We start from the raw sequence: 23,800 nt of genomic DNA on the forward strand, positions 1-23,800 counted from the left end.
CATTAAGCTAACTTGTACTAATTACCCGTGAGGCTTAACCATACAACGCCAAACGCGTTTTATGTGATAGTGAAACACGCGAAGAAGTTAATATAACTAAAGTAGATATTACTTAGAAAGACTTAAAAAATATTATCAGATATTTTCCAAATTCAGTTAGTGCGTAGAAATACGAATTAACGCCCAAATTTGCTTGGTGACAATAGCGTTTTGGACCCACCTGACTCCATGCCGAACTCAGTAGTGAAACGAAACAGCGCCGATGATAGTGTAGCATTTGCTATGTGAAAGTAGGACATTACCAGGCTTCAAATTGTAGAAAGCCCGAATTTAACGATTCGGGCTTTTTTACGTCTGCAGAAAAGTGAAATGTGCGCAATTAATGCACTCTCATCCAATACCCATCACGTAGGTCGGGCGAGCGAAGCGACTCCCGACGCTTAAAATACAATAAAATCACAATAAAACCCCTCAATATTTCAGCTCTATAAAATAATAAAAACATATTCTCAATATCCCTTTTTTAAAATACGTTTTTCTAACTTTAGAATAATACCTTTATTTATCGACTCTGATTAGTTATTGCTCTAATCTCAATTTATGATCTGTTCAATTATATAGTTTATAAAATGTGACAGAGCTCGTTTAAATAAAATTAGAATAATAAGGGCTTAATAATGAGTAAAATTGAAAATCATCCACATGGGATTTTTTGTTGGTCGGAACTTTGTACGCACAATTGGAAAGAGGGTAAGGCGTTTTATACCTCATTATTTGATTGGGGATATGACGATCAGCCTATTGGGGAGGATATATATTACACTATGCTACAAAAGCAAGATGATGATATAGCCGCTATGTACGAAATGCCTGAAGAGCAAATTAGTGCAGAGATACCAAGTAATTGGTTGGCCTATATTGCAGTCGATAATATAGATGACTGTGCTGTAAAAGCGAAAGAACTGGGTGCTGAAATTATTGCAGGTCCGCATGATGTTATGAATGCAGGACGAATGTTGATGCTAAAAGATCCTGTAGGTGCAACTGTTGCACTATGGCAAGGAAATGAGCATAAAGGTTGTAAGCACTTAGGGGAGTTAAATACGCCTTATTGGCATGAATTAGCAACCAGAGATAGCAAAGTAAGTCGGGACTTTTACTGTGCTTTACTAGGGTGGGAAAGTGAAATAAAGCCTATGGATGGTATGGATTACACTTTATTTTTAGTCGATGGGCAGCCTATTGCTGGTATGCTTGAAATGACAAGCGACTGGCCTGAAGATATTCCTGCTCATTGGATGATTTATTTTGCAGTAGAGAGTTGCGATACAGCAATAAGTAAAGCAATTAGTTTAGGTGGGCAAATATGTGTCCCTGCCACAGATATCCCCGATGTTGGCCGCTTTAGTGTTATATGCGATCCACAAGGTGCTGTATTTTCGGTACTTCAATCAACGATGAATGATACACCTATAGATTGTAAATAAGGAAAGGCTTAGATAAAAAACAATTTAAAGTCTGCATTGGTTCAACCAGTGCCTTAGACTGTTCATTATGAATTAATGTTCAATTTTTCTTGCTATAATATTACAATTAAATAGTTAGTCGCACTGTGAGCACAATGGAAATCGAACAAGATAGTAATTTAACACTCCCTTTATTTCTCCTTGATGAAACATTAAATGAAAGAGATTTAGAGCAACCTGATTTTGAAATTTCTATTTCTCTAAATGATGAGTTGCTGGCCCAAATTTGCCAAAACCCTAGTGAAGATAGCAGTATTGCTATTACTTTAAGTAACTATCAGCTGTTAATCTCTGACTCTATATTCTCAAATGTATTAGAGCAAGAGCATGATGCACAAATAACGTTAACTCATGGGCCACTTTTAAGCGTTGTGCTTAATACCTCAGAGCTGCAAACGTTTGTTTCGCCACAAATGGATATGATGCCTACCTTTGATTTAGGTGATGAGGACGACGAATGAGAAAAATATTAATAAGCGCTGTAGTTCTCATTATTTTAAGTGGTTGTGCATATTTGGGAAATGCTCACTACGATGATCTTTTTGGACCTGAACAAGCACAAGAGCGAATGGTTCCTCATACTACAGGTGCAGGCGCTGATTTTTTACAAAACGTGAAACCAGTACTCGATACCCGCTGTGTTGTTTGCCACGGTTGTTACGACGCACCTTGTCAGCTTAAGCTGTCATCCCCTGAAGGTATTGACCGCGGTTTGAGTAAAGAGCTTGTTTACGATGGCACTCGTTTATTGGCAACAACCCCAAGCCGTTTATTGTTTGATGCAACAAATACTAAGCAATGGCGAGAAAAAAACTTTACCCCAGTGCTTAATGAACGCATGCAAAGTGAAGAGGCTAACTTAGCGGGCAGTGTGTTGTTTAACAGCTTGGTATTAAAGCAAAGCTATGAATTACCAGTTAATGAAGTTTTAGATGATGAATTTGATTTTTCGTTAGGGCGTTCACAAACCTGTGCAACAATGGGGGAGTTTGATAGATTAGCAGATGATCAGCCTCATGGCGGCATGCCTTATGGTTTACCAGGTGTTTCGCGTGAAGAGTTTAATCACTTACAGGAGTGGCTTAAAAATGGCGGTAAAATGTCACACATTAAGCCGCCAAGTAAATTTGATCAGAATAAAATAACGGGCTGGGAAGCATTTTTAAATCAAGATAACTTAAAGTATCAGTTATCAGCACGTTATATTTATGAACATTGGTTTTTAGCACATATTTATTTTACGTCAGAAAACCCACAAAGTTTTTTTAAACTAGTTCGCTCGAGTACGCCTCCTGGTGAAATAATAAAATTAATAAATACGCGTCGTCCATATGACGATCCTAAGGTTAGTCGTGTTTATTACCGATTTATGCAAGAGCGCACAACAATATTATCTAAAACGCATTTACCGCTAGAGCTTAATGAAGCTAAATTACTGCGCTTATACGAGCAGTTTATTGCTCCTGATTATACTGTTACTCAAATGCCAAGTTATAAACCAGAATCGGCATCTAACCCATTTAAAACTTTTGAAGTTATTCCTATTAATTCAAAATACCAATTTATGCTAGATGAAGCTGAATTGATTATTATGGGCTTTATTAAAGGACCTGTTTGTCGTGGTCAAATTGCGTTAAATGTAATTAATGATAATTTTTGGGTGGCATTTGCTGATCCAAGTAAAGTTGCTACGCCTGCTGTAGGCGAAATGCTAATGCAGCATGAAGAAGCTTTAGAACTTCCTGCCGCTGAGGAAAGTAATGCCCTACCTATTTCTAGCTGGGTTAAGTATTCAGTTCGTGAAAAAAAATATTTACAGGCAAAAGTTGAGCTTGCTAACGAAATGTTTAAAGGTGGTGAGCATCTTACAACCGACTTACTTTGGAAAGGTGATGGGCATAATAAAAATGCGGCACTAACTATCTTCCGCCACTTTGATAGTGCAACCGTTGTTAAAGGCTTTATCGGTCAAGAGCCTAAAACCACGTGGATACTTGATTATGCGTTATTTGAACGTATTCACTATTTGCTCGTGGCAGGCTTTGATGTGTATGGCAATATTGGCCATCAAATGGTTACACGGCTATACATGGATTTTTTACGTTTAGAAGGGGAGCAAAACTTTTTATCGTTACTTCCAGAAGAAAAGCGTAATCAAATTAAAAAGCAGTGGTATCGTAATTCACCACCAGACTTATCTAAATTCTTTAAAAATAATCGAGAGTTTAGTCAGCCAAGTGGTATCAATTATAAAACTGATGATCCACAACATGAACTGTATACCTTGATGAAAGAGACCTTAGCGCCAGTTTTAAGTGAACGCTACAACTACACTGAAGTGCCAAAGCCGTTAAATGTAATAAGTAAAATGCCAGCAAAAGCGGTTAACTTATTACCTCAGCTTTCTTTTGTACTTGTAAAGCAAGAAGATAATAGCCATAAGGGCTACACTATTATTCACCATAATGCGCACTATAATATATCTAGTTTATTAAACGAAGATGGCCAGCATGCTTATGATGAAGATACAGCAACAATCGTTCCTGGCTTTATCGGTGATTATCCTGCTGCCATTTGGTATTTAAGTAATGAGCAACAAGTAAATGCTTTTGCTGAGCAATTACCAATGATGCAAATTGAAGCTGATTACCGCGCTTTAAAAAGTAAATATGGTATTCGTCGTACTCACCCACAGTTTTGGCAATACAGCGATATATTGCACGAAACGGCTAAAAAATATCGAGGAATAGAATATGGAATGTTTGACTATAATCGATTAGAGAATCGTTAACGCTTACCTTTATATATGCCCAGCTTTTGCTGGGCTTTTTATTGCTTATTAACTTAAAAACATAATTACTCTGACTGATTTTTTGTTTTATAAAATTAGTCTACACTTAAATAAAAAACAGGCTTTTGCATGTTCGATATTATTAAAAGTGTTAGAAAGCGATATCGATGGGCGTTATTGACTATTGCTCTTTTAATCAGTGGTTCTGCTCTATTGTTACAATATAGTTTTTCCGTTCAAAAATATGATGCAAAAGTTATTAATATTGCTGGTAAGCAAAGAATGCTGTCGCAAAAAATAGCGTGGCATAGCAATGCCATACTCAACATTAGTAATTATTCACCACTTCATACAGAATCGCTTGAGAAATCTCTCAATACATTTAAAAAATCCCACCAAACACTATTAACAAAAAATTCTGATGATGAATACATTTATTTAGATTCAGCATTAGTTGATTTATATTTTGGTGCAACTACTGGCTTGGATAGCACAGTATTAGAATATGTAGAACAAACTGAGAGGCTTTTGTATCAAGAAGGTGAGGTAAACCAGTCTCTTTTTTCAATAGGGCATGTTGAAACGCTATTAGCTAAGCTTGATAAAGCGGTTAGCTTATTTGAGTCCCAAGCTGTTAAAAAAATTAACAGGGTCGCCAACCTAGAGATATTATGTTGGTTATTGGCAATGGTGCTGCTACTTGTTGAGCTAAGATTTGTTTTTATGCCAATGGAAAAAGAGGTTTCAGATACGCTTATAAAACTACAAAAACAAAAAGATTTTGTTCATCAAACAAGCCAAAATAAAGAGCACTTTATTGCTAGAGCAAGTCACGAATTTAGGACACCTTTGCAAGGGCTTATTACGTCTATTGAGGATCTGGAGGTTTCTGATGCTCAGCAAAGTGTTAAAATCCAAGCTAATTATTGTGCGCTTAGGTTAATAGCTATATTAGATGAGCTACAGGACTTACAGGCTTTAAGCGCAGGTAAATGGATACCGCATTTAAAAGATGAAAACCTTTTAGAGTCATGTAACAAAGTAGTAATAGCTTACGAGTATGCGTGTCAGCAAAAAGGCCTAAAACTAGTTAGTTATTTAGATGAATCGTTAAATTGTGTATGTAAATTGGATCATCAACGTTTGCAGCACACACTTACAGAATTAATTAGTAACGCTATTAAGTTTACGACAGAAGGTGAAATTACTGTCTCTGCAAAGCTTTTTAATGATGAATTTCATCTAACGGTGAGTGACACTGGCAGTGGCTTTTCGAAGAAAATTACTGATCTGGAATTTGACTCATTTAAACAAACCAATCACTTTCAAGGGTTAAGAACAGGCCTAACCCGGGTTCAATACGTTGTAAAAGCACTGCATGGTGAAATTACCTTTAAAAATAATGAAGTCCATGGTGCTTTGGTGTCTTTGTATTTACCAGTGACAATAAGTAAAGCCCTCCCAACACCTTTTAAAGTAAACGACAAGCTAACGTGTTTAGTCGTTGAAGATAATCCATTAAACACCATGTTATTAACCCGCATACTTAGTTTATTAGGTTTCAGCTATGATTGCGCAGAAAATGGAAAAGTCGCGTGTGATATGGTGAGTGAAAATCAATATGATATTATTTTTATGGACTTAAATATGCCAGTAATGGATGGGTTTGAGGCTATAAAAAAAATACGATCAGAGCTTAATAAAGTAATGCCAATTATTGTTATAACAGCAAACACCTCACAAAATGATATAGAGCGAGCTTATAAATACGGCGCTAACCTTCATATTCATAAACCAATAAGTCAGCAAGCAATTAAAGACGCATTAAATAGTATTAGCGTTGTGAGTGAAATAAATTAATTTTGCAGATAACAAGCTTGCTAAGCACTTTTAATATGCGTTAATTTACTGTTTTAAGGTCTATTAGGGAAAGTTAGTGCAGTCAATTACGCTTGAGCAATTTAATGGTTACTTACAAGGGCAAGGCAAAAGTCGTTATGATATATGCAACCTAGATTGGCAAGTGAATCTAGGAGAACATTGGTTGCTTCTAGGTGCTAATGGAGCCGGTAAATCTGCATTAACAGCGGCGTTAGTCGGCGAAGCTAAGTGCGAAAGTGGTAAGCGTACAAGTAGTATAAATAAACTTATGCTCGTGTCTTCTGATTCGCATAAACAGTTACTGGCCCAAGAATTAGAGCATGAAAAGCATAGCCTCGTTAAAGACCTTATTTTTACAAAGCATAGTAATAGTGGTGAGTTATTAGCGCAGCTAATAGAATTATTTAAATTTAGCTCATTACTGAATAGGCATTTTAGAGATCTTTCAACCGGTGAAACTCGTAAACTCCTACTTATTAAAGCACTCAGCTCCCAGAGCGAGTTAGTCGTGCTTGATGAGCCATTTGATGGACTCGACGTACAATCTTGCCAGCAGCTTAATAAAATACTGATAGCGCTTAGCCACACGGTTACTTTTGTTTTTGTACTAAACCGCCTAGACGAAATCCCTTCATTCATTACTCACTATGGTTATGTAAACCAAGGCAGCTTGTTACATACTTTAGCAAAGCCAAGTAGTGAGCAATTAAGTGACTTACTAAAACTACTCCATTTAGAACATACTTCATTAGATGTGCCATCTCCTGACGCCGAGCAAGAGCAAAAGGCATTCACTGGTAATACCTTAGTTAAATTGAGTAATGCTAAAGTTAGTTATAGTGACGTAAGCATATTCAAAAATCTTAATTGGACTATAAAAAAGCATCAGCATTGGCAGCTTAGTGGGGCGAACGGTTCAGGTAAAACCTGCCTATTAAATTTAATAACAGGTGATAACCCACAGTGTTATAACAACGACATTGAAGTATTTGGTTTTAAACGCGGAACCGGGGAGAGTATTTGGGATATAAAACAGCATATTGGTTTTATATCTAACGCGCTACACATGGATTACCGCGTAAGTATATCGGCTTTAAATACTGTTATATCTGGTTTTTATGACAGCATAGGTTTATATCAAAAGCCGAGCGACGCACAAGTTAATATTGCTCAACAGTGGCTGGCATTTATTGGTTTAAGTGACAAGCAAAATACCTCATTCACCCAGCTTTCGTACGGCGATCAACGTATGCTGTTAATTGTACGAGCTATGGTAAAGCATCCAACGTTACTTATTTTAGATGAACCTTGCTTAGGATTAGATGAAGCAAACAGGCAACGTGTACTGCTACTAATAGAGAAAATTTGTGCTGCCAATACAAGTACTGTGATTTATGTAAATCATCATGCGGCAGACAAAATTAAAGGAATAGAGAACTACTTAAAAATGGAAGACTTTAATTAAAAGCGGTGAGAACATTTGAGCGATACTTCGCTCAAATGTTCTTTATTTTAAAGACGAGTAACGCTAAACCCTTTATCTCGTAGCTGTTTAAGTAACCCGTGTTTTTCAGGCAAATGTAGCGCACCCACAGCAATAAATAGTTGCTCGTTTGCTAAACGCGGTGTGAGTTGTTTAACCCAGTTATTATTGCGATTAGTTAGCATTACTTGCTCGCTAATTTCACCGTAGTTACTGTCATCAAAACTCATGTTGTAGTAATCGGTTAGTGTGTCCATGTCACCGTTTTTCCAAGCATTAACTAGTTTGATGAAGTAAGTATTAATATCGCTTAGCTGCTCAAATGTTTCTTCAATCATTTCATTGCTAAGTAGCGCCATGCCATCAAACATCTGTAGTTGTTGCTCTAGCGTTTCAAGCTCACCTATTTTTATTTTATGCTCTTTAGCGTAAGCAAGTACTTGTTTATCTATGCCTGTTTTATCTGAATATCCTGCATTTTGAAATTCAATTTGCATCATAGTCACCATAACAGCCCATGGTTTTAAGCCATTAAACATAGCAATATCAATCGACTTTTTAGCAAAGTAGTCTTTTAGCTTGGTATAGTTTTGCTTTGAAAGCTCAGTTTGCAATGTTTTACCGTTGCCTAGCATCATAAATGGCATTGAACGCTGCTGCATTTCAAGGGGTGTAAGTTTGCTTATATCAACCTCAACAATCACTTCTTTGCTTGCGCTAATTGCTTCGGTTACATTTTTAGGTAAGCCTTTCATGCTGGCATCACCAACATGTACAGTGCCAAATAAGTAAGAGCTGAGGCCATTTTTTTCTATTTTATATAAGGCAGGAGCTGCATAGCTGTTAAGGCTAAATGTTATAAGTAGCGCCACAATAAAAAAGTGGCTAACACGGATAAGAGCATTCATGGTTTGTCCTTAAATCTCAAAATTAGTAATGTAAATACTAACCTAAATTTACTTCAGAGGTAACGTTAATATAAACGTTAGCGTATTGTTTTCGGTATTACTGGCCGTAATAGTAAAGCCATTTAAGTTGCATAAGCTCTGCACAATAGATAACCCTAAACCGTGGCGCTGGTTATTAGTTCTAGATGAATCTAGCTGATAGAGCGGGTCAAAAATAGCGGTTAGCTGTTCATTACTTAATGGTTGATTTACTTTGTTGCTAACAGAAATGGTCATGTTTGTGTTGTTATTTACCGCAGTTAATTTAATTGGCGCCTCAGGGAGTCCATAAAATAGTGCGTTATCGATTAAGTTACACAAAATGGTATTTAAACTAAATTCGTCAGCATTAAGTGTAAGTTCGTCACTTATCACATTATTTAAACGCGCTTTAATACTTGGGTGCTTAAAGGTCAGCTCATCAACAATTTGATTTACTAAGCTATTTAGAATGATATTTTGTGCATTTAATTGCATTGTACTGCTACTTGAGCGCTGCAATAATAATAGGTTGCTAACAATTGTTTTCATGCGCTGTGAAATATTAAGTACATCACTGGTATAGGTGTCGCTAATACGTTTATCGTCAGGATAACGAATAGCTACCTCTGAAAGGCTTATAAGTTCAGCAATTGGGGTTTTTAGCTCATGTGCAATGTCGCTTGTTAGGCGTTTTTCATTACTATAGAGTTGCTGATTAACGGTAATAAACTTATTTAGCTCGTTACGTATGGGTTCTATTTCATCTACTTTAAAGTCGCTTTCTATTGTTTGCGCAACACCGGTAATATCGAGTAACTTAATTTGGTCGTTTAAATTGTGTAGCGGGTGCAGGCCTTTATTTACAATACGCGTCACTAAATAGCGCACACCAAACACACCAAGCACACAGGTTAAAATAAAGACCACATCAATAATAATAAGTACTTTATTAAGTTCCGCTGTCGGCGCAGCAATCGCAAGAGTCATGGTATTAAAAACAGCAGAATGAGTGGGATTTTTATCATCTTTTTGGGCTACAAAGTGACTTATAAGTGCGCGGCCATCACGCCCGTTAGGAAGCTCGTAATCTATAATTTTAGATTCGTTTATCGGCATTTCTAAAAAAGGCAGGTTAGCATTTTTATAAAGTTCTAATGAGTCTGAGCGCTCAAACACATCACGGCCATGCCATAACTGGTAAAACTCCGTGGCATCGGCTGCTTCATACTCCGACATAAACTCACCAGCAAAATCAAATTCAACCACGTTGTTGTCATCTTCAACTAAGGTTTTTAAGTAGTTAGCTTTGTTAGTTAAAGACTGATTGAACTGATCTTCCACCCAAGTATCCACACTTAAATCAACGGTTAAAAATATGGTGAATAAAATCACCGAAAGTACCGCGCTAATATTATTAACCAGTTTACGTTTTATTGAGTGACTTTTATTTTGTTGTTGCGACATAACCAAATCCACGTTTGTTTTTTATAGGGAGCTCGCCATCAAACTGTCTTACTTTTTTTCGTATAGTAGATATGTGTGCTTCAAGCGCATTTTTAGAGAGCATATCGAACTGACCTACTACTGCTTCACTTATAAACTCTAGTCCTAACACCCGCTCAGGAGTATTAAATAAGCATTCTATTATTTTATATTCATTACGCGTGAGCTCAATGGCATGTTGCTTGTAATGAAGCGTTTTAAGCGAGAGATCTAATACGCAGTCGCCTACGGTCAGTGTATTTTGTTGGTTTTGCAGTGAACCACGGCGAAGCAATGCAAGGACACGAGCATGGAGTTCTTCAAACGAAAATGGCTTAGTTAAATAGTCGTCAGCGCCTTTCATAAGGCCGTTAATTTTATCTTGAGGTTCACTTCGTGCAGATAAAATAAGCACACGGCTTTGGCTATTACTGCTACGTAGTGCTTGTAAAATACTCATGCCATCAACACTCGGCAGCATTAAATCAAGTACGAGGAGGTCGTAGTTTCCAGTCAGTGCCATGCTTAAACCTTGTGAGCCATCACCGGTTTCATCTACGGTAAAGCCAAGGTTGCTAAGGCCAACTTGCAAGCTGCGTCTTAGTGCTTCGGAGTCTTCAATAACGAGGATTTTCATGTTTACTCGGTTTATAAAAATAGCCTTGTTACTTTAACAAGGCTTTATTATCAAGTCACTTGGTTAATGATACCAACCGTTTGTATAAGCTAAGTTACCTAAGTTCGCGTGGGCGAGAGCTTTTTTAATCAGTTGCTCATCGTTTTCACATGGTACAAGCTGATTATTACTATACGTATAGGTGGTTGCTGGTTTTTGTGGTTGCAACACCACCACTTTATTACCGTGCATATAGGCAAAGTTTTTGTCGTATTGCATCATGGCGCGTTGTTTATTGTTGCTAATTGGCTTTGATAAATCATGGCCTATCATAGGGTGCTTGCCACTTGCACCAATTAAAGACAGTAAAGTCACGGGAATATCGAGTTGGCTGGCTAGCTGGTCATCGCGTTTATGGGGAATGCCTTTACCAAAAATAACGGCGGGAATTTTAAAGTGATCAACAGGAACTAAGCTCGAGCCCGATACGCGTGAATCGTGATCTGCAATAACTATAAATACAGTGTCGTCCCAGTAGCTCGATTTTTTAGCTTTTTCGATAAACTTACCTAGTGCGTAATCGGCATACTTTGCAGCATTATTTCGGGTTTGCTTTTGCTTGTCGTACAGCGTTATTTTATCGTCTGGAAAGTCATATGGGCTGTGATTAGAGCTTGAAAATATAAGGCTCAAAAATGGTTTATTCTGTTGTTTAAGTTTAGTGAGTTCGAGATCTGCTTGGTCGTATAAGTCTTCGTCTGATGCGCCCCACGAGCCATTAAAATCTATTTTATTAAAGTTATTAGTATCTACAATATCTTTAAAGCCATTACCTAAAAAGAAGCTGCGCATGTTATCAAAGTGGCTTTCGCCACCATAAATAAATTGTGTGTTGTAATTTTTCTTCGCTAAAAAGTCAGCAATAGTAAAAAAGTCACGTTGTGATTTATCAAGCTTAACAACCGCACGCGATGGTGTGGGTGTAAATCCTGTAATTACAGCCTCAATTCCACGTACCGAGCGTGTGCCTGTTGCATATAAATTATCAAATCCCCAGCCTTGTTTATAAAGGGCGTCGATATTAGGTGTAAGCGGTAAACCGCCCAGTGTGCCTACGTAACGAGCGCCTAAACTTTCTTGTAAAATAATGACTAGGTTTTTTGGCTTACCTGTATTGCTTGCTTCATGGAACGTATTTGTTGGGGCAGCTGAGTCGCTAAATTTGGCCTGCGTATTTTGCATGTTACTGCGTACAATACTAAGCAATTCATCGGTAGGCATTTTGCCATAATACTCTTGGCTTGATTGCTCGTTAGAGAGTTGTTTTACCGCAAACGCGACGCTATAAAGTGAGTTAAGGGTTAAATCGTTAAGTAAGTGATCAGTAGAGAACGAGACCATAGCGGGGTTTAGCGGCCTGTGCCCTAATGAATTACGCGCGCCTAAAATAGTTAAGCACACTAAAACAAGCGCTAAAATTGATTGGTTTAGTCTCGTTAGTGATGACTTGCTTTGCCATTGATTGCTAAATACTTTACTTGCAAATTTACAGCTTAAAATAAGTGCTATAAAAGCAATAAGTACCTCTAACTTATAGCCCGAAAAAATCATTTTTGAGACTTCTTTAGGGTAAATTAAATACTCTATAAATAAGCGGTTAGGGCGTAAATCGTATTCGTTTATAAATGTAGGTGTAATCACTTCAAAAAAAACAAGTAAAGCCGACATAGCCACTAAGTAAATTTTAATTAGGCCGCGTACTTTATTTTGCCACCCTATGCTTTGCATAACTAAAGTCAGTAGTAATGCGGGCATAATAATGTAGCTTAAAGTGGCTATATCTACCCTTAAACCACCTATAAATATAGACAACCACGCATGCGATCCAAATACACGCTCACCTTGCCAAACACTCAAACCAAAGCGGGCAAGTGTTAAAAAACTCAGTGCCAAAATAGTAAATACAACAAAAATCCAAACAGGACCAAGTGCTTGCTTGACTGTAAAATTATTACTTTTAAGTGTTAAGCCCATAATACAGCCCACCAAATAAGAGCAGTAATTAGCATGGCTATAAACACACTGGCTGAGGCAATATCTTTAGCAAGACCCGAAAGCTCATGGTATTCGCTGCCAATCCTATCAACTACAACCTCAACGGCTGTATTTACCAGTTCAGCAAACAATACAAAAAGCAGGCTGGCTATAAGAAGTAATTTATCGCTTAGTGCAATTTCTTGTAGCCACACAAACACACCGAGTAACGAAAACAGTACTAGCTCTTGTTGAAACGCGGCTTCAAATCGGCTCATCCATTTTAAGCCGTTAAAAGAATGGCTTAAGGTAAAAATAAGGCGCATTAAGCCTTGGCGTTTTATAACGGTTTTATTACTCATAGTTGTATTTCGCTTGATGTTGTTTGACAGCTAGCAAGTAAATCGAGCGATGCCTGATACGTTTTGCTTTTAATGCCAATTAAATTTAAAAGGGTGTGAAAAATATTGTTGTGTGAGCGTGCAGCAGTGGTGTCTAAATTAGCTAAGCAGGTATTGGTAATACGCTGATTATGCTCATCAGCCCACATATAAAGGGGGACGTGTGTTTGTGTGCTAGGTGCAAAGCTATACGGAAAACCATGTAAATACGCACCGGCTTCGCCAAGTGATTCACCATGGTCAGAGACATATAAAAATTGCTTATCTATGTTGTTTGGCAGCATTTTTAATTGATCAATTACTTGGGCGTTAACAAAGTCGCTGTACGCAATTGTATTGTCGTAGGTATTAACTAATTCATCGAGAGAGCAGTTTTGAATGTCGCTTCTGTCGCACGTGGGCGTAAATTGCTTAAACTTTTCTGGGTAGCGCTTAAAGTAGGTTGGTCCGTGTGAGCCCATCATATGTAGGACGATAACGGTATTAGCTTGGCTTAAATTAGCGAGTTTGCGTTTAAGTGGAGCAATAAGTGCTTCATCAAAACAATATTTTCCATCGCAAAGCGCTGATGGGTTGGGCGGGATATCAATGTTAACAACACGGGTGCATACGTTTTTACAGCCGCTGTTATTATCAACCCACAGCACATCGCTGCCAGCTTGTTGTGCTAGGTCAATCAGGTTTTGTTGGTTGTCGGCTGCTAATCGATCAAAGTTATCTTGTGTTTGCAATGAAAACATACACGGCACAGATACAGCTGTTGCCGTACCGCACGAGGCGACATTATTAAAATACGTTACATTATGCTTTTGTGTATAAGGGTTGGTGCTGCGTTTATAACCTTGATAAGCAAAGTTTTCTGCTCGTGCGGTTTCGCCAACAACCATAACGGTTACGCTGGTGGTGTTAGGCGCAATAAGAGTGGGTGTTGCATCTATATTTTTAAACTTTATATTGGTGTACAGCAGCTGATCGCGCATATATTTATAACCGCTAGAGAGATACTGAAATGGGATAATTTCTTTTTTCAAAATGCGGTTATTACGGCCAGTAGCTGCGTAGTCGGCGTAAAAGTTCACGACCACTAAAACAATTAATGAGCAGCACGCTACAATAAGTTTTATACGGCTAATCGCTTCTTGATGGGGGCGAGTAAAGTGTATTTTCACTTTGCTTAATATAAAAACAGGTAGCGCACAAAATAGCAGTAAAAAGCCTATGAGCTGTGGATTTAAATAGCTCAGCGCTTCGCTTGAATCCGTTTCGAATGTGTTTTGAATCATTGAATAGTCAAACACGACGCCGTAATTTAATGAGCCGTAAAGCACGGCGCTAGAAATTATCAGTAAAAGGTAATTAAGTGGCTTTAGTAACCACCTAACCGACACTATCGAAAAGAAAATAATTAAAAGGCATAGCAAAAGCAGAGGCACTGAAAGTAAAAACAGCCACGAAAAAGAAGCAAGGGAGGTGATGGCACTAAACGAACCTTGAATAAAAGGAATGTTTATAACTAAGCAGTAATAACAGGCAATCATCACTACAAAGGCGTTTGCACTACAGTGAATGTAAAACCGTTTACTACGATTTGGCTTTTTTTGTGTTGGTGTTTGGCTAGTTACGTTCATATTTAGGCTCGTTTAAAATAACAACGCCATGCTATGTAACAACACTTAAGAGTCGCTTAAGAGAACCTACGCATTACCTGAAGGTGATAAATAATTTTATTTATCAAAATATTCTTAAAAATTAATCAAACCTTAAATAAGGTATATAAGAATAGTGAATTTCTGAGAATAAAATTAGAGCATAAAAAAACCACTACCAGCTTGTATAATGAATTTTAAAACCTGATAAATTGCCTTTTAGTCTTTTTGTTAGATTAACTTTGGTGTTGACTTAAAGGGCCTAGCGCGGTACTAATATAAAAAGAGAGCGAAGGAATAACCTTCGCGATAATTGAACAAAATTTGGTATTAATTACATGCTTACAAATGCACTTAACCTAGTCCTGATTATTATCGTGGTGATTATTCCCGCGAGGGCTTCGTAGTGCTTTAAAAACTTAAGCATTAAAAAAGCCCTCCGCACCTAACCGTTCGGAGGGCTTTTTAGTTTTAAGCCTAAAGTTTTAAGCGTAAAAATGTAATTGGGTTGTCACTGAGGAATGAGGGTTTTATTAATGACAGGCGCAGAACTAACAATCGACTTATTGGCCAAACACGGCGTAAATGAAGTATTTGGCTACCCAGGCGGAGCTATTATGCCAATTTACGATGCGCTGTATGGCGCGCCAGTCAAACACTACCTTACTCGTCATGAGCAAGGTGCAGGGTTTGCAGCTGTTGGTTATGCTCGCAGCACGCGTAAATTAGGTGTGTGTTTTGCAACATCGGGCCCTGGCGCAACTAACTTAATCACTGCCCTTGCTGATGCGATGATGGACTCAGTGCCATTATTGGCGATCACCGGCCAAGTGCCTACTGCAGCCATTGGTTCAGATGCATTTCAAGAAATAGATGTACTAGGTATGTCGCTTTCGTGTACTAAGCACAGCTACATGGTTGAACGAGCTGAAGACTTAGCAGAGATACTACAAGAAGCAATTCATTTAGCGCAAAGTGGCCGACCGGGTCCTGTACTTGTCGATATCCCAAAAGATATTCAAATGGCGCAAGTACCTTTTAAACCTTGGCTTGCAGCTGATGAATACTTACCACAATTAGATTTAAATCAAGTTGCTATTGCTAATCAATTACTTAGTGAAGCAAAACAGCCTGTAGCGTACGTAGGCGGTGGTGTACAAGCCGCTGATGCGCAAGACGAGCTAATGCAGTTTTTAAATAAAACGCAAATGCCGGCTGTATCAACACTTAAAGCATTGGGCAGTGTACTACCAGATTACGAACATTACTTAGGTATGCTAGGTATGCATGGTACTCAAGCGGCTAATATTGCTGTGCAAGAATGTGATGTGCTTGTATGTATAGGGGCGCGCTTTGATGACCGCGTAACGGGTAACTTAGCTAAATTTGCAGCTAAAGCCAAAGTAATCCATTTAGATATAGATGCCGCTGAAGTCGGTAAGCGAAAACCTGCTAAAGCCTCATTAATTGCTGATTTAAAAACCTCTTTACCAGCGCTTGAGTGCTTTGTAACACCTAAAGCTTGGTGTGACACAAATAAAGAAATGAATATTAAGCACGCGTGGCGTTACGACTACCCTGGTGAGAAGGTTTATGCACCTTATTTACTTAGTCAGCTTAGTGAGCGTATGCCAAAAACTGGCGTTGTGTGCTGTGATGTTGGCCAGCACCAAATGTGGGTCGCGCAGCATATGAAATTTAGTCATCCGAGTAATCATTTAAGTAGTGGTGGCGCAGGCACAATGGGCTTTGGTTTACCGGCTGCTATTGGCGCACAAGTAGCACGCCCAGATGACTTTGTAATTACCGTGTCGGGTGATGGCTCAATCATGATGAATATTCAAGAGCTTGCCACTATTCGCCGTAACAATTTACCAGTAAAAATACTAATATTAGATAACCAGCGTTTAGGTATGGTTCGCCAATGGCAAGAGCTGTTTTTTGAAGGGCGCTACTCTGAAACTAACCTTTCAGATAACCCTGACTTTGTTCAACTAGCTGCAGTGTTTGGTATTCCTGGGCAAACAATTACCCACGCTAACCAAGTTGATGATGCTATTACAGCATTAGTTAACAGCAAAGGTCCGTACATAGTACATGCCTGTATTGATGATAAAGAAAATGTTTGGCCACTTGTACCACCTGGGGCTGCTAACGACGAAATGATGACGGAGAAAGCAAAATGAAACATAGCCTAACTATTGCATTAAAAAGCCAAAGTATAGCGGTAGAGCGCTTTTTACGAGTGGTGCGTCATCGTGGTTTTAACCTAACGCATTTTCAGCTCAATATAGATGATGGTTTATATAACGTAGCCATGACGGTAGATAGTGATAAACCTATTCACCTATTAACTAGTCAGCTAAATAAGCTGGTGGATGTTAAAGAAGTCACTTTACAAAATTTACAGCACCAACAGGCTGTGTAATTACGAATTAAAAAATAATTTACGAGTAACTGAGTCACTCGGTTATTCACCAATTTTAGAATGAGGAATGCCCGCTTATATTGCGGCAAACACTGAGGTAACTATGGCTAAATTAAGAAGTGCAACAACAACTGAAGGACGTAAACGCGCAGGCGCAAGAGCATTATGGCGCGCAACAGGTATGACAGACTCTGATTTTGGTAAACCGATTATTGCCGTAGTTAACTCGTTTACACAATTTGTACCTGGGCATGTACACCTTAACCAGCTTAGTGAGCTTATGGGTGAGACTATTAAACAGGCTGGTGGCGTTCCTAAAGAATTTAATACCATTGCGATTGATGATGGGATTGCAATGGGTCACGGCGGCATGCTTTATTCATTGCCTTCGCGCGATTTAATTGCTGACTCGGTTGAGTACATGGTAAATGGCCATTGTGCTGATGCGATGATCTGTATTTCAAACTGCGACAAAATCACCCCAGGGATGATGCTTGCAGCGCTACGTTTAAACATACCGGTAATATTTGTATCGGGCGGTCCAATGGAAGCGGGTAAAACTAAACTTGCTAACATCGACATTAAACTTGATTTAGTTGATGCCATGGTTAAAGGCGCAGATGAATCGGTAAGTGATGCAGATTCAGAGCAAGTAGAGCGTTCTGCGTGTCCTACATGTGGTTCGTGCTCAGGTATGTTTACGGCAAACTCAATGAATTGTTTGTTAGAGGCAATAGGTTTAGCACTGCCGGGTAACGGCACAACGCTTGCCACTCATAAAGACCGTAAACAGCTTTATGTTGAAGCGGGTGCTCGTATTGTTGATTTATGTCGTGAGTATTATCAAAAAGATAATCAAGAAGTATTACCACGCGCTATTGCTAACAAAACAGCTTTTATGAATGCAATGGTTGTTGATATTGCAATGGGCGGCTCATCAAATACCGTATTACATTTACTTGCAGCAGCCCAAGAGGCAGGCGTTGATTTTGATATGTCGCACATTGATGCGCTTTCTCGTAAAACACCGTTTTTATGTAAAGTGGCGCCGGCAACACCAGAGTACCATATTGAAGATGTACACCGTGCTGGTGGCATGATGGCAGTTGTACGCGAGCTTGGTAAAGCGGGCTTGGTTGATATGTCAGTGAATCACGTCGCTGGATCAACAATGGCTGAGCTTGTTAAAAAATGGGATGCAACAGACCCGACTAACGAAGTAGCGCGCAAGTTTTATCGTGCGGGTCCTGCGGGTATTCGTACTACTAAAGCCATGAGCCAAGAGTGTCGTTGGGATGAAGGCGATAATGACCGCGTCAATGGTTGTATTCGAAGCGTTGAACATGCTTTTCGCCAAGACGGTGGCTTAGCTGTACTTTCGGGTAACTTAGCCGTTGATGGTTGCGTTGTTAAAAGTGCTGGCGTAGTTGACGAAATGCTACATTTTGAAGGCACCGCCATTGTATACGAATCACAAGATGATTCAGTAGAAGGGATTTTAAATAACGAAGTAAAAGCCGGCGATGTTGTTGTTATTCGTTATGAAGGCCCTAGAGGCGGCCCAGGTATGCAAGAGATGCTTTATCCAACAAGTTATTTAAAATCAAAAGGCCTAGCTGAACAATGTGCGCTTATTACTGATGGTCGCTTTTCGGGTGGTACTTCGGGTTTATCAATTGGCCACGTGTCACCAGAGGCAGCAAGTGGTGGCGCAATTGCTTATGTTGAAAATGGCGATAAAATTATTATTGATATCGCAACACGTGAAATCACATTAGCGCTAAGCGATGAAGAACTTGAGGCACGTAAGCAAAAGCAATTAGCACGCGGAAAAATGGCGTACAAGCCAGTTGATCGTGAGCGCTATGTGTCGTCTGCTTTAAAAGCTTATGCATTACTTGCAACGAGTGCTGATAAAGGCGCAGTGCGCGATTTAGCTAAATTGGAGGCGCTTAGTTAATTATGGTCTCTCAAGAGCTCGATTATTTTCGCGCTATCATTCAAGCAAACATGGAGCCTTTGGCTAAAGTTACTGAGGTCAGCGAAATGGCTGAACTCAGTAAAAAGCTAGGTAACCATGTTTGGTTAAAGCGTGAAGACCAACAGCCCGTGTACTCGTTTAAATTACGCGGTGCGTATAACAAATTAAATAAATTACCTAAAGGCTCGGTGGTTATTACGGCTTCTGCCGGTAATCATGCTCAAGGGGTTGCATTAAGTGCATCTCACTTAGGGCACCAAGCTACTATTGTAATGCCAGTTACAACGCCTGAAATAAAAGTCAGCGCAGTGCGTGCACTTGGCGGAGAGGTGGTATTACATGGGCATCACTTTGATGCTGCAAAAGCACATGCACTTGAGCTTACAGAGCAACGAAAAGGCATATTTGTTCCACCGTTTGATGACCCTGACGTAATTGTTGGTCAAGGCACTGTAGCACGCGAGCTAATGCAGCAATTAAACGAGCTTGATGCTGTGTTTATTCCTGTTGGCGGCGGCGGCTTACTGGCGGGAATGGCGGTTTATATTAAATCGCTGCGTCCAGATATAAAAGTAATTGGCGTAGAAGCCGACGAAAGTGCATGCTTACAAGCAGCGCTTAAAGCAGGTAAACCGGTAGAGCTTGATCGCGTTGGCAGTTTTGCCGATGGCGTAGCGGTTAAAATTATTGGCACCGAAACCTTTCGTTTAGCGCAAAAGTTTTGCGATGAGGTTGTTACAGTAACTAGCGATGAAATATGTGCAGCCATGCAGGATATTTTTGTATCTACCCGTGCAATTGCAGAGCCTTCAGGTGCACTTGCAACGGCAGGGCTTAAAAAGTGGAGTCAGCAGTCGGGGTTAAAAGGGTTGCATTTAGCGGCTGTGCTTTCGGGTGCTAATTTAAACTTTGATCGCCTGCGTTATGTAGCAGAGCGCACTGCGCTGGGTGAAAAAAACGAAGCGCTATTAGCCGTTACTATTAAAGAAGAAAAAGGCAGTTTTAAACAGTTTTGTGCTTCTTTAGGTGGCCGTGCTATTACTGAATTTAACTACCGTTATGCAGGGCCTGGTGAAGCACAAATATTTGTAGGTATTGCCCTGCGCCAAGGCGAGCAAGAGCTTAATGAGCTAAAACAAGATTTAACTAACAACGACTATCAATTCTGCGATCTGTCGGATAACGAACTCGCTAAATTACATGTGCGTTATATGGTTGGCGGAAAAGCACCAGAGCAATTGCATGAACGTTTACTGCGTTTTGAATTTCCTGAATATCCGGGCGCACTTGCGCGATTTTTAGATACTTTAGGCAGTAATTGGAACATTACCTTATTTCATTATCGTAATCACGGTGGGTCAATGGGGAATGTACTAGCAGGTTTTGCTATTGAGCCGAGTCAGTATGAAATGTTTAACGAGCATTTAAATCGCTTAGGTTACAGTGTACAGGATGAAACACAAAATCCGTGTTTTACCCAATTTTTAACATCAAAATCGCAAGCAGAAAAAGTCGAAAAACGAGCCTCAGTATAACCTTTCTTTAAAGGCAGGCACCTAACTAGGGTGCTTGCTTTATCACACGTTTTACATATAGTTACAGGTAATCGTCACACTTTTTGAGGTCACCTAGTTGCTATTTAAAGGATTAATCATTGGATTGTGCTTTTTTTGTAGCCATATAATGGCGCAAGAATCAGTCACATTACAGCTAAAATGGACACATCAGTTTCAGTTTGCCGGTTACTATATGGCAAAGCAAAAAGGCTTTTATAATGAAGTTGGCCTCGATGTAACCATTAAACAAGCTAATCCAATGAAACCTGACACCTTTGGTCCTGTCGCTCGTGGCGAAGCGCAATTTGGTGTAGGACATTCTGGTATTTTACAGCAACGTATTGATGGTCAGCCCTTTGTTGCAATGGCAGCTTTACTGCAGTTTTCTCCTTATTGCTGGATGGTAAAAGACACGTCTGATATTTTTCATCCACGAGATTTTGTAAATAAACGCATCACTGCTGTGAGCAAAAATGACGGCACCGAGCTACTTATTATGCTTAAACGCAGTGGTGTAGAAGTGGATAATCTTAAAGTTTACGACGGCGAAAATCCAGGCCAAGCTTGGATTGAAAACAAGCTAGATGCTATGCAAGTTTATGTTACTACAGAGCCTTATTATATGACTCAGCAAGGCATCGCTCATCGGCTTATATGCCCACAGCGTTATGGTATGGATGTATATGGAGATATTTTATTTACCAGCGAAAGTATGCTTAAAAAAAATCCGCAAACGGTCGAAAAATTCTACCAAGCGAGTCTAAAAGGCTGGCGCTATGCAATGATGAATATGGATGAAGCCATTGCAGTCACCCAGAAAATATACGCACCGAGTAAAAGCTTTCATCAGCTCGCCTTTGAGGCCGAAGTACTAAGGGATTATATAACGCCACCTACCACCAGTTTAGGGCATATGTCGATAGCAAAGTGGCGCTTAATTGCTGACTTATATGGCATACAGCAAAACGAATTTGACGAAGTGAAATCTCATTTTATTTATAAATACCAAGAGCCTGAAAAAATGCAATTATCGTGGATGCTTATAGCGGCTATTTTGGTGAGTATTATTTCAATCCCTTTGTATTTGAGGCTGATTTTTAGTAAAAATTAACTGTTTAGTGAGATCTCACTGAGCTGATATAATTAATTGTCTTTTTTATACTTTAAGCAGTTATGACTTTAGCCGAGCAATTTTTTGCACTTGATTCACTTTTAATGCGCCATCGTCAGTATTGGCAGTGCACTGCATTTGATTTTGACACTATTCCTTGGCCAGAGCTGCAAGGCATACTTAACGAACTAACTGATGATCAGGTAACCGTTCTTGATAACGATCAAAATCAGCTATACCAATTTTTTAGCCAACACATAAACCAACTTGATGAACTTGCTAAGCTATGTGAATTACCTAGCTCTGCACACTCTCGAGCTGATTATCCATTTTGGATAAGTAACGGCATTAAAGGTCGTAAGTTTGATCAGTTACAAGATTTTGTATCTGCACTACCTAATACTAAGCAACCAGTTTTAGAGTGGTGTGCGGGTAAAGGACACTTAGGGCGAATGCTTGCTTTTAATGGCGCAAGTGATGTGCATAGTATTGAACTGCAACTAAGCTTATGTGAACAAGGTCAAAAAAGTGCACAGCAACAAGGCTTGGCAATGCACTTTAGCCAAGCAGATGTATTAAAAGACGATATCACTCAATTTTTTAATGCTGATATGCATGCTTTAGCGCTCCACGCATGTGGCGGTTTGCACCAAGCATTTATGCGCCAAGCAAGTTTGGCAAAAGTACAACAAATTAGCTTTTCACCTTGTTGCTATCACTTATTTACGGCTAATGAGTACCTTGCAATGAGTGAGGTTGCAAACCAAAGTGAGCTTAACCTAACGCATCGCGATCTAAAGCTCGCCTTGCAAGAAACCGTTACAGCGCCTTCTCGTCTGGAAAAAGTACGTAAAACAGAACTTGAATGGCGACTCGGTTTTGATGCACTTAGAAAATCGATTACTGGCGAGCAATATTATGTAAGCGTACCTTCGGTTAACAAAGCTATATTCTCAGATTCGTTTAAATCATTTTGTGTATGGGCTGCAGACAAAAAGGCAATAAACCTACCCCAAGATACTGATTATAATAAATATTTAGATGTTGGTGTTGCTCGAAAAGAAATAACTGACCGAGTTGAACTGGTTCGACATGTGTTCAGAAGAGCAATTGAAGTTTGGCTTGTGCTCGATCGTGCTTTATATTTGCAACAGCAAGGCTATCAAGTAAGCGTTAAAACATTTTGTGAAAAGCAGTTAACGCCTCGTAATATATTGATTCTCGCTAATATCCATTAAATTTCCGTCCTCGACTTAATAAGAGATGCAATGAGAAAGTTAAAAAATTTATTCGATAACAATAAACGTTGGGCTGCTCGCACAAGTGAAGCTGATCCTGAGTTTTTTAAAATTTTATCTATGCAACAAAATCCAGAGTATTTATGGATTGGTTGTTCAGACTCTCGTGTACCTGCTAATCAAATAGTTGATTTATTACCAGGCGAATTATTTGTGCATCGTAACGTTGCCAACGTGGTTGTACACACTGACCATAACTGTTTGTCGGTTATGCAGTACGCTGTAGAGGTTTTAAAAGTAAAACATATCATGGTAGTTGGTCACTATGGTTGTGGTGGCGTACAAGCCGTTTTAAACAATGCAAAATTTGGCTTTATTGATAACTGGCTACGCCATGTAGGTGATGTAAAAGAAAAGCATCTTGAACAACTTGATGCAATGCCAGAAAGCGAACGTTTAAGCCGCCTTATTGAGCTAAATGTCATTGAGCAAGTACGTAATGTATGCCGTACTAACATTGTGCAAGATGCGTGGGAACGCGGCCAAGAGCTAAGCGTTCATGGTTGGGTTTATGGTTTAGAAAACGGCCACCTTCATGATTTAGAATCTGTAGTAACGTGCGCGAGTGAAGAAACGCAAAGCTACAAAAAAGCAGTGCAGCACGTACTTAATAAAGTGGGCGAGAATAAATAAATTT

At 39.2% G+C, this 23,800-nt stretch carries 18 protein-coding genes and 1 rRNA gene; 13 read left to right on the forward strand and 6 right to left on the reverse strand.

Annotated features, from left to right (window positions below):
• The first annotated feature begins 192 nt into the window (after positions 1-192).
• The 6 genes from rrf to I6F53_RS15260 all read left to right on the forward strand — a co-directional run bounded on the left by rrf (position 193) and on the right by I6F53_RS15260 (position 7,663).
• Positions 193-307, forward strand: a 5S ribosomal RNA gene (rrf, locus tag I6F53_RS15235).
• 370 nt (positions 308-677) lie between these two features.
• Positions 678-1,487: a VOC family protein gene (locus tag I6F53_RS15240; protein WP_197240126.1), complete on the forward strand. Its 810-nt coding sequence runs from the start codon at positions 678-680 to the stop codon at positions 1,485-1,487.
• A 134-nt stretch (positions 1,488-1,621) separates the two neighbouring features.
• Positions 1,622-1,987 (forward strand): hypothetical protein, encoded by a 366-nt coding sequence (locus I6F53_RS15245; protein WP_166419883.1) that lies wholly within the window; start codon positions 1,622-1,624, stop codon positions 1,985-1,987.
• Positions 1,984-4,317: a fatty acid cis/trans isomerase gene (locus I6F53_RS15250; RefSeq protein ID WP_197240128.1), complete on the forward strand. Its 2,334-nt coding sequence runs from the start codon at positions 1,984-1,986 to the stop codon at positions 4,315-4,317. Before I6F53_RS15245 ends, I6F53_RS15250 begins: the two co-directional genes overlap by 4 nt.
• Positions 4,318-4,446: 129 nt before the next feature.
• A complete protein-coding gene (locus I6F53_RS15255; RefSeq protein ID WP_197240130.1) occupies positions 4,447-6,177 on the forward strand; it encodes a response regulator in 1,731 nt (576 codons plus the stop codon).
• 76 nt (positions 6,178-6,253) lie between these two features.
• A complete protein-coding gene (locus tag I6F53_RS15260; RefSeq protein WP_197240134.1) occupies positions 6,254-7,663 on the forward strand; it encodes an ATP-binding cassette domain-containing protein in 1,410 nt (469 codons plus the stop codon).
• Between the two features lie 47 nt (positions 7,664-7,710).
• Here I6F53_RS15260 and I6F53_RS15265 read toward each other — a convergent pair whose 3' ends face one another.
• From I6F53_RS15265 to I6F53_RS15290, 6 genes are all read right to left on the reverse strand, one after another.
• Positions 7,711-8,589 (reverse strand): TraB/GumN family protein, encoded by an 879-nt coding sequence (locus I6F53_RS15265; protein WP_197240136.1) that lies wholly within the window; start codon positions 8,587-8,589, stop codon positions 7,711-7,713.
• A 48-nt stretch (positions 8,590-8,637) separates the two neighbouring features.
• Complete coding sequence (locus I6F53_RS15270; protein ID WP_197193067.1) at positions 8,638-10,074, reverse strand: sensor histidine kinase; 1,437 nt, start codon at positions 10,072-10,074, stop codon at positions 8,638-8,640.
• Positions 10,055-10,729 carry a response regulator transcription factor gene (locus tag I6F53_RS15275; protein ID WP_197240138.1) on the reverse strand — a complete coding sequence of 225 codons (675 nt, stop codon included), beginning with the start codon at positions 10,727-10,729 and terminating at the stop codon, positions 10,055-10,057. The genes I6F53_RS15270 and I6F53_RS15275 overlap by 20 nt, the downstream gene beginning before the upstream one ends.
• A 63-nt stretch (positions 10,730-10,792) precedes the next feature.
• Entirely contained in the window at positions 10,793-12,742 is a 1,950-nt protein-coding gene (locus I6F53_RS15280) for an LTA synthase family protein (protein ID WP_166419889.1), read from the reverse strand.
• Positions 12,733-13,104 carry a diacylglycerol kinase gene (locus I6F53_RS15285; RefSeq protein WP_197181291.1) on the reverse strand — a complete coding sequence of 124 codons (372 nt, stop codon included), beginning with the start codon at positions 13,102-13,104 and terminating at the stop codon, positions 12,733-12,735. The genes I6F53_RS15280 and I6F53_RS15285 overlap by 10 nt, the downstream gene beginning before the upstream one ends.
• Positions 13,101-14,771 (reverse strand): phosphoethanolamine transferase, encoded by a 1,671-nt coding sequence (locus tag I6F53_RS15290; RefSeq protein WP_197181292.1) that lies wholly within the window; start codon positions 14,769-14,771, stop codon positions 13,101-13,103. Before I6F53_RS15290 ends, I6F53_RS15285 begins: the two co-directional genes overlap by 4 nt.
• Before the next feature lie 554 nt (positions 14,772-15,325).
• Here I6F53_RS15290 and ilvG point away from each other — a divergent pair.
• The 7 genes from ilvG to can all read left to right on the forward strand — a co-directional run bounded on the left by ilvG (position 15,326) and on the right by can (position 23,796).
• Entirely contained in the window at positions 15,326-16,975 is a 1,650-nt protein-coding gene (gene ilvG, locus I6F53_RS15295) for an acetolactate synthase 2 catalytic subunit (protein WP_165728086.1), read from the forward strand.
• Positions 16,972-17,217 (forward strand): acetolactate synthase 2 small subunit, encoded by a 246-nt coding sequence (gene ilvM / locus I6F53_RS15300; protein WP_165728087.1) that lies wholly within the window; start codon positions 16,972-16,974, stop codon positions 17,215-17,217. The genes ilvG and ilvM overlap by 4 nt, the downstream gene beginning before the upstream one ends.
• 103 nt (positions 17,218-17,320) lie before the next feature.
• On the forward strand, positions 17,321-19,177 hold the full coding sequence (ilvD, locus tag I6F53_RS15305) for a dihydroxy-acid dehydratase (RefSeq protein ID WP_166419891.1): 1,857 nt from the start codon (positions 17,321-17,323) through the stop codon (positions 19,175-19,177).
• A gap of 2 nt (positions 19,178-19,179) precedes the next feature.
• A complete protein-coding gene (ilvA, locus tag I6F53_RS15310) occupies positions 19,180-20,733 on the forward strand; it encodes a threonine ammonia-lyase, biosynthetic (RefSeq protein ID WP_197240139.1) in 1,554 nt (517 codons plus the stop codon).
• A gap of 148 nt (positions 20,734-20,881) precedes the next feature.
• Positions 20,882-21,865: an ABC transporter substrate-binding protein gene (locus I6F53_RS15315; protein ID WP_197240141.1), complete on the forward strand. Its 984-nt coding sequence runs from the start codon at positions 20,882-20,884 to the stop codon at positions 21,863-21,865.
• 62 nt (positions 21,866-21,927) lie between these two features.
• Complete coding sequence (locus I6F53_RS15320) at positions 21,928-23,103, forward strand: methyltransferase (protein WP_197240143.1); 1,176 nt, start codon at positions 21,928-21,930, stop codon at positions 23,101-23,103.
• A 30-nt stretch (positions 23,104-23,133) separates the two neighbouring features.
• Complete coding sequence (can, locus tag I6F53_RS15325; RefSeq protein WP_007582103.1) at positions 23,134-23,796, forward strand: carbonate dehydratase; 663 nt, start codon at positions 23,134-23,136, stop codon at positions 23,794-23,796.
• The last annotated feature ends 4 nt before the right edge of the window (positions 23,797-23,800 follow it).

The sequence above is a fragment of the Pseudoalteromonas sp. SWN29 genome (assembly GCF_015864465.1).
GTDB lineage: Bacteria > Pseudomonadota > Gammaproteobacteria > Enterobacterales > Alteromonadaceae > Pseudoalteromonas.

Coding starts and splice junctions, on each gene's coding strand:
- I6F53_RS15240 (WP_197240126.1), top strand. CDS start 678: ATGAGTAAAATTGAAAATCATCCACATGGGATTTTTTGTTGGTCGGAA.
- I6F53_RS15245 (WP_166419883.1), top strand. CDS start 1,622: ATGGAAATCGAACAAGATAGTAATTTAACACTCCCTTTATTTCTCCTT.
- I6F53_RS15250 (WP_197240128.1), top strand. CDS start 1,984: ATGAGAAAAATATTAATAAGCGCTGTAGTTCTCATTATTTTAAGTGGT.
- I6F53_RS15255 (WP_197240130.1), top strand. CDS start 4,447: ATGTTCGATATTATTAAAAGTGTTAGAAAGCGATATCGATGGGCGTTA.
- I6F53_RS15265 (WP_197240136.1), bottom strand. CDS start 8,589: ATGAATGCTCTTATCCGTGTTAGCCACTTTTTTATTGTGGCGCTACTT.
- I6F53_RS15270 (WP_197193067.1), bottom strand. CDS start 10,074: ATGTCGCAACAACAAAATAAAAGTCACTCAATAAAACGTAAACTGGTT.
- I6F53_RS15275 (WP_197240138.1), bottom strand. CDS start 10,729: ATGAAAATCCTCGTTATTGAAGACTCCGAAGCACTAAGACGCAGCTTG.
- I6F53_RS15280 (WP_166419889.1), bottom strand. CDS start 12,742: ATGGGCTTAACACTTAAAAGTAATAATTTTACAGTCAAGCAAGCACTT.
- I6F53_RS15285 (WP_197181291.1), bottom strand. CDS start 13,104: ATGAGTAATAAAACCGTTATAAAACGCCAAGGCTTAATGCGCCTTATT.
- I6F53_RS15290 (WP_197181292.1), bottom strand. CDS start 14,771: ATGAACGTAACTAGCCAAACACCAACACAAAAAAAGCCAAATCGTAGT.
- ilvG (WP_165728086.1), top strand. CDS start 15,326: ATGACAGGCGCAGAACTAACAATCGACTTATTGGCCAAACACGGCGTA.
- ilvM (WP_165728087.1), top strand. CDS start 16,972: ATGAAACATAGCCTAACTATTGCATTAAAAAGCCAAAGTATAGCGGTA.
- ilvD (WP_166419891.1), top strand. CDS start 17,321: ATGGCTAAATTAAGAAGTGCAACAACAACTGAAGGACGTAAACGCGCA.
- ilvA (WP_197240139.1), top strand. CDS start 19,180: ATGGTCTCTCAAGAGCTCGATTATTTTCGCGCTATCATTCAAGCAAAC.
- I6F53_RS15315 (WP_197240141.1), top strand. CDS start 20,882: ATGGCGCAAGAATCAGTCACATTACAGCTAAAATGGACACATCAGTTT.
- I6F53_RS15320 (WP_197240143.1), top strand. CDS start 21,928: ATGACTTTAGCCGAGCAATTTTTTGCACTTGATTCACTTTTAATGCGC.
- can (WP_007582103.1), top strand. CDS start 23,134: ATGAGAAAGTTAAAAAATTTATTCGATAACAATAAACGTTGGGCTGCT.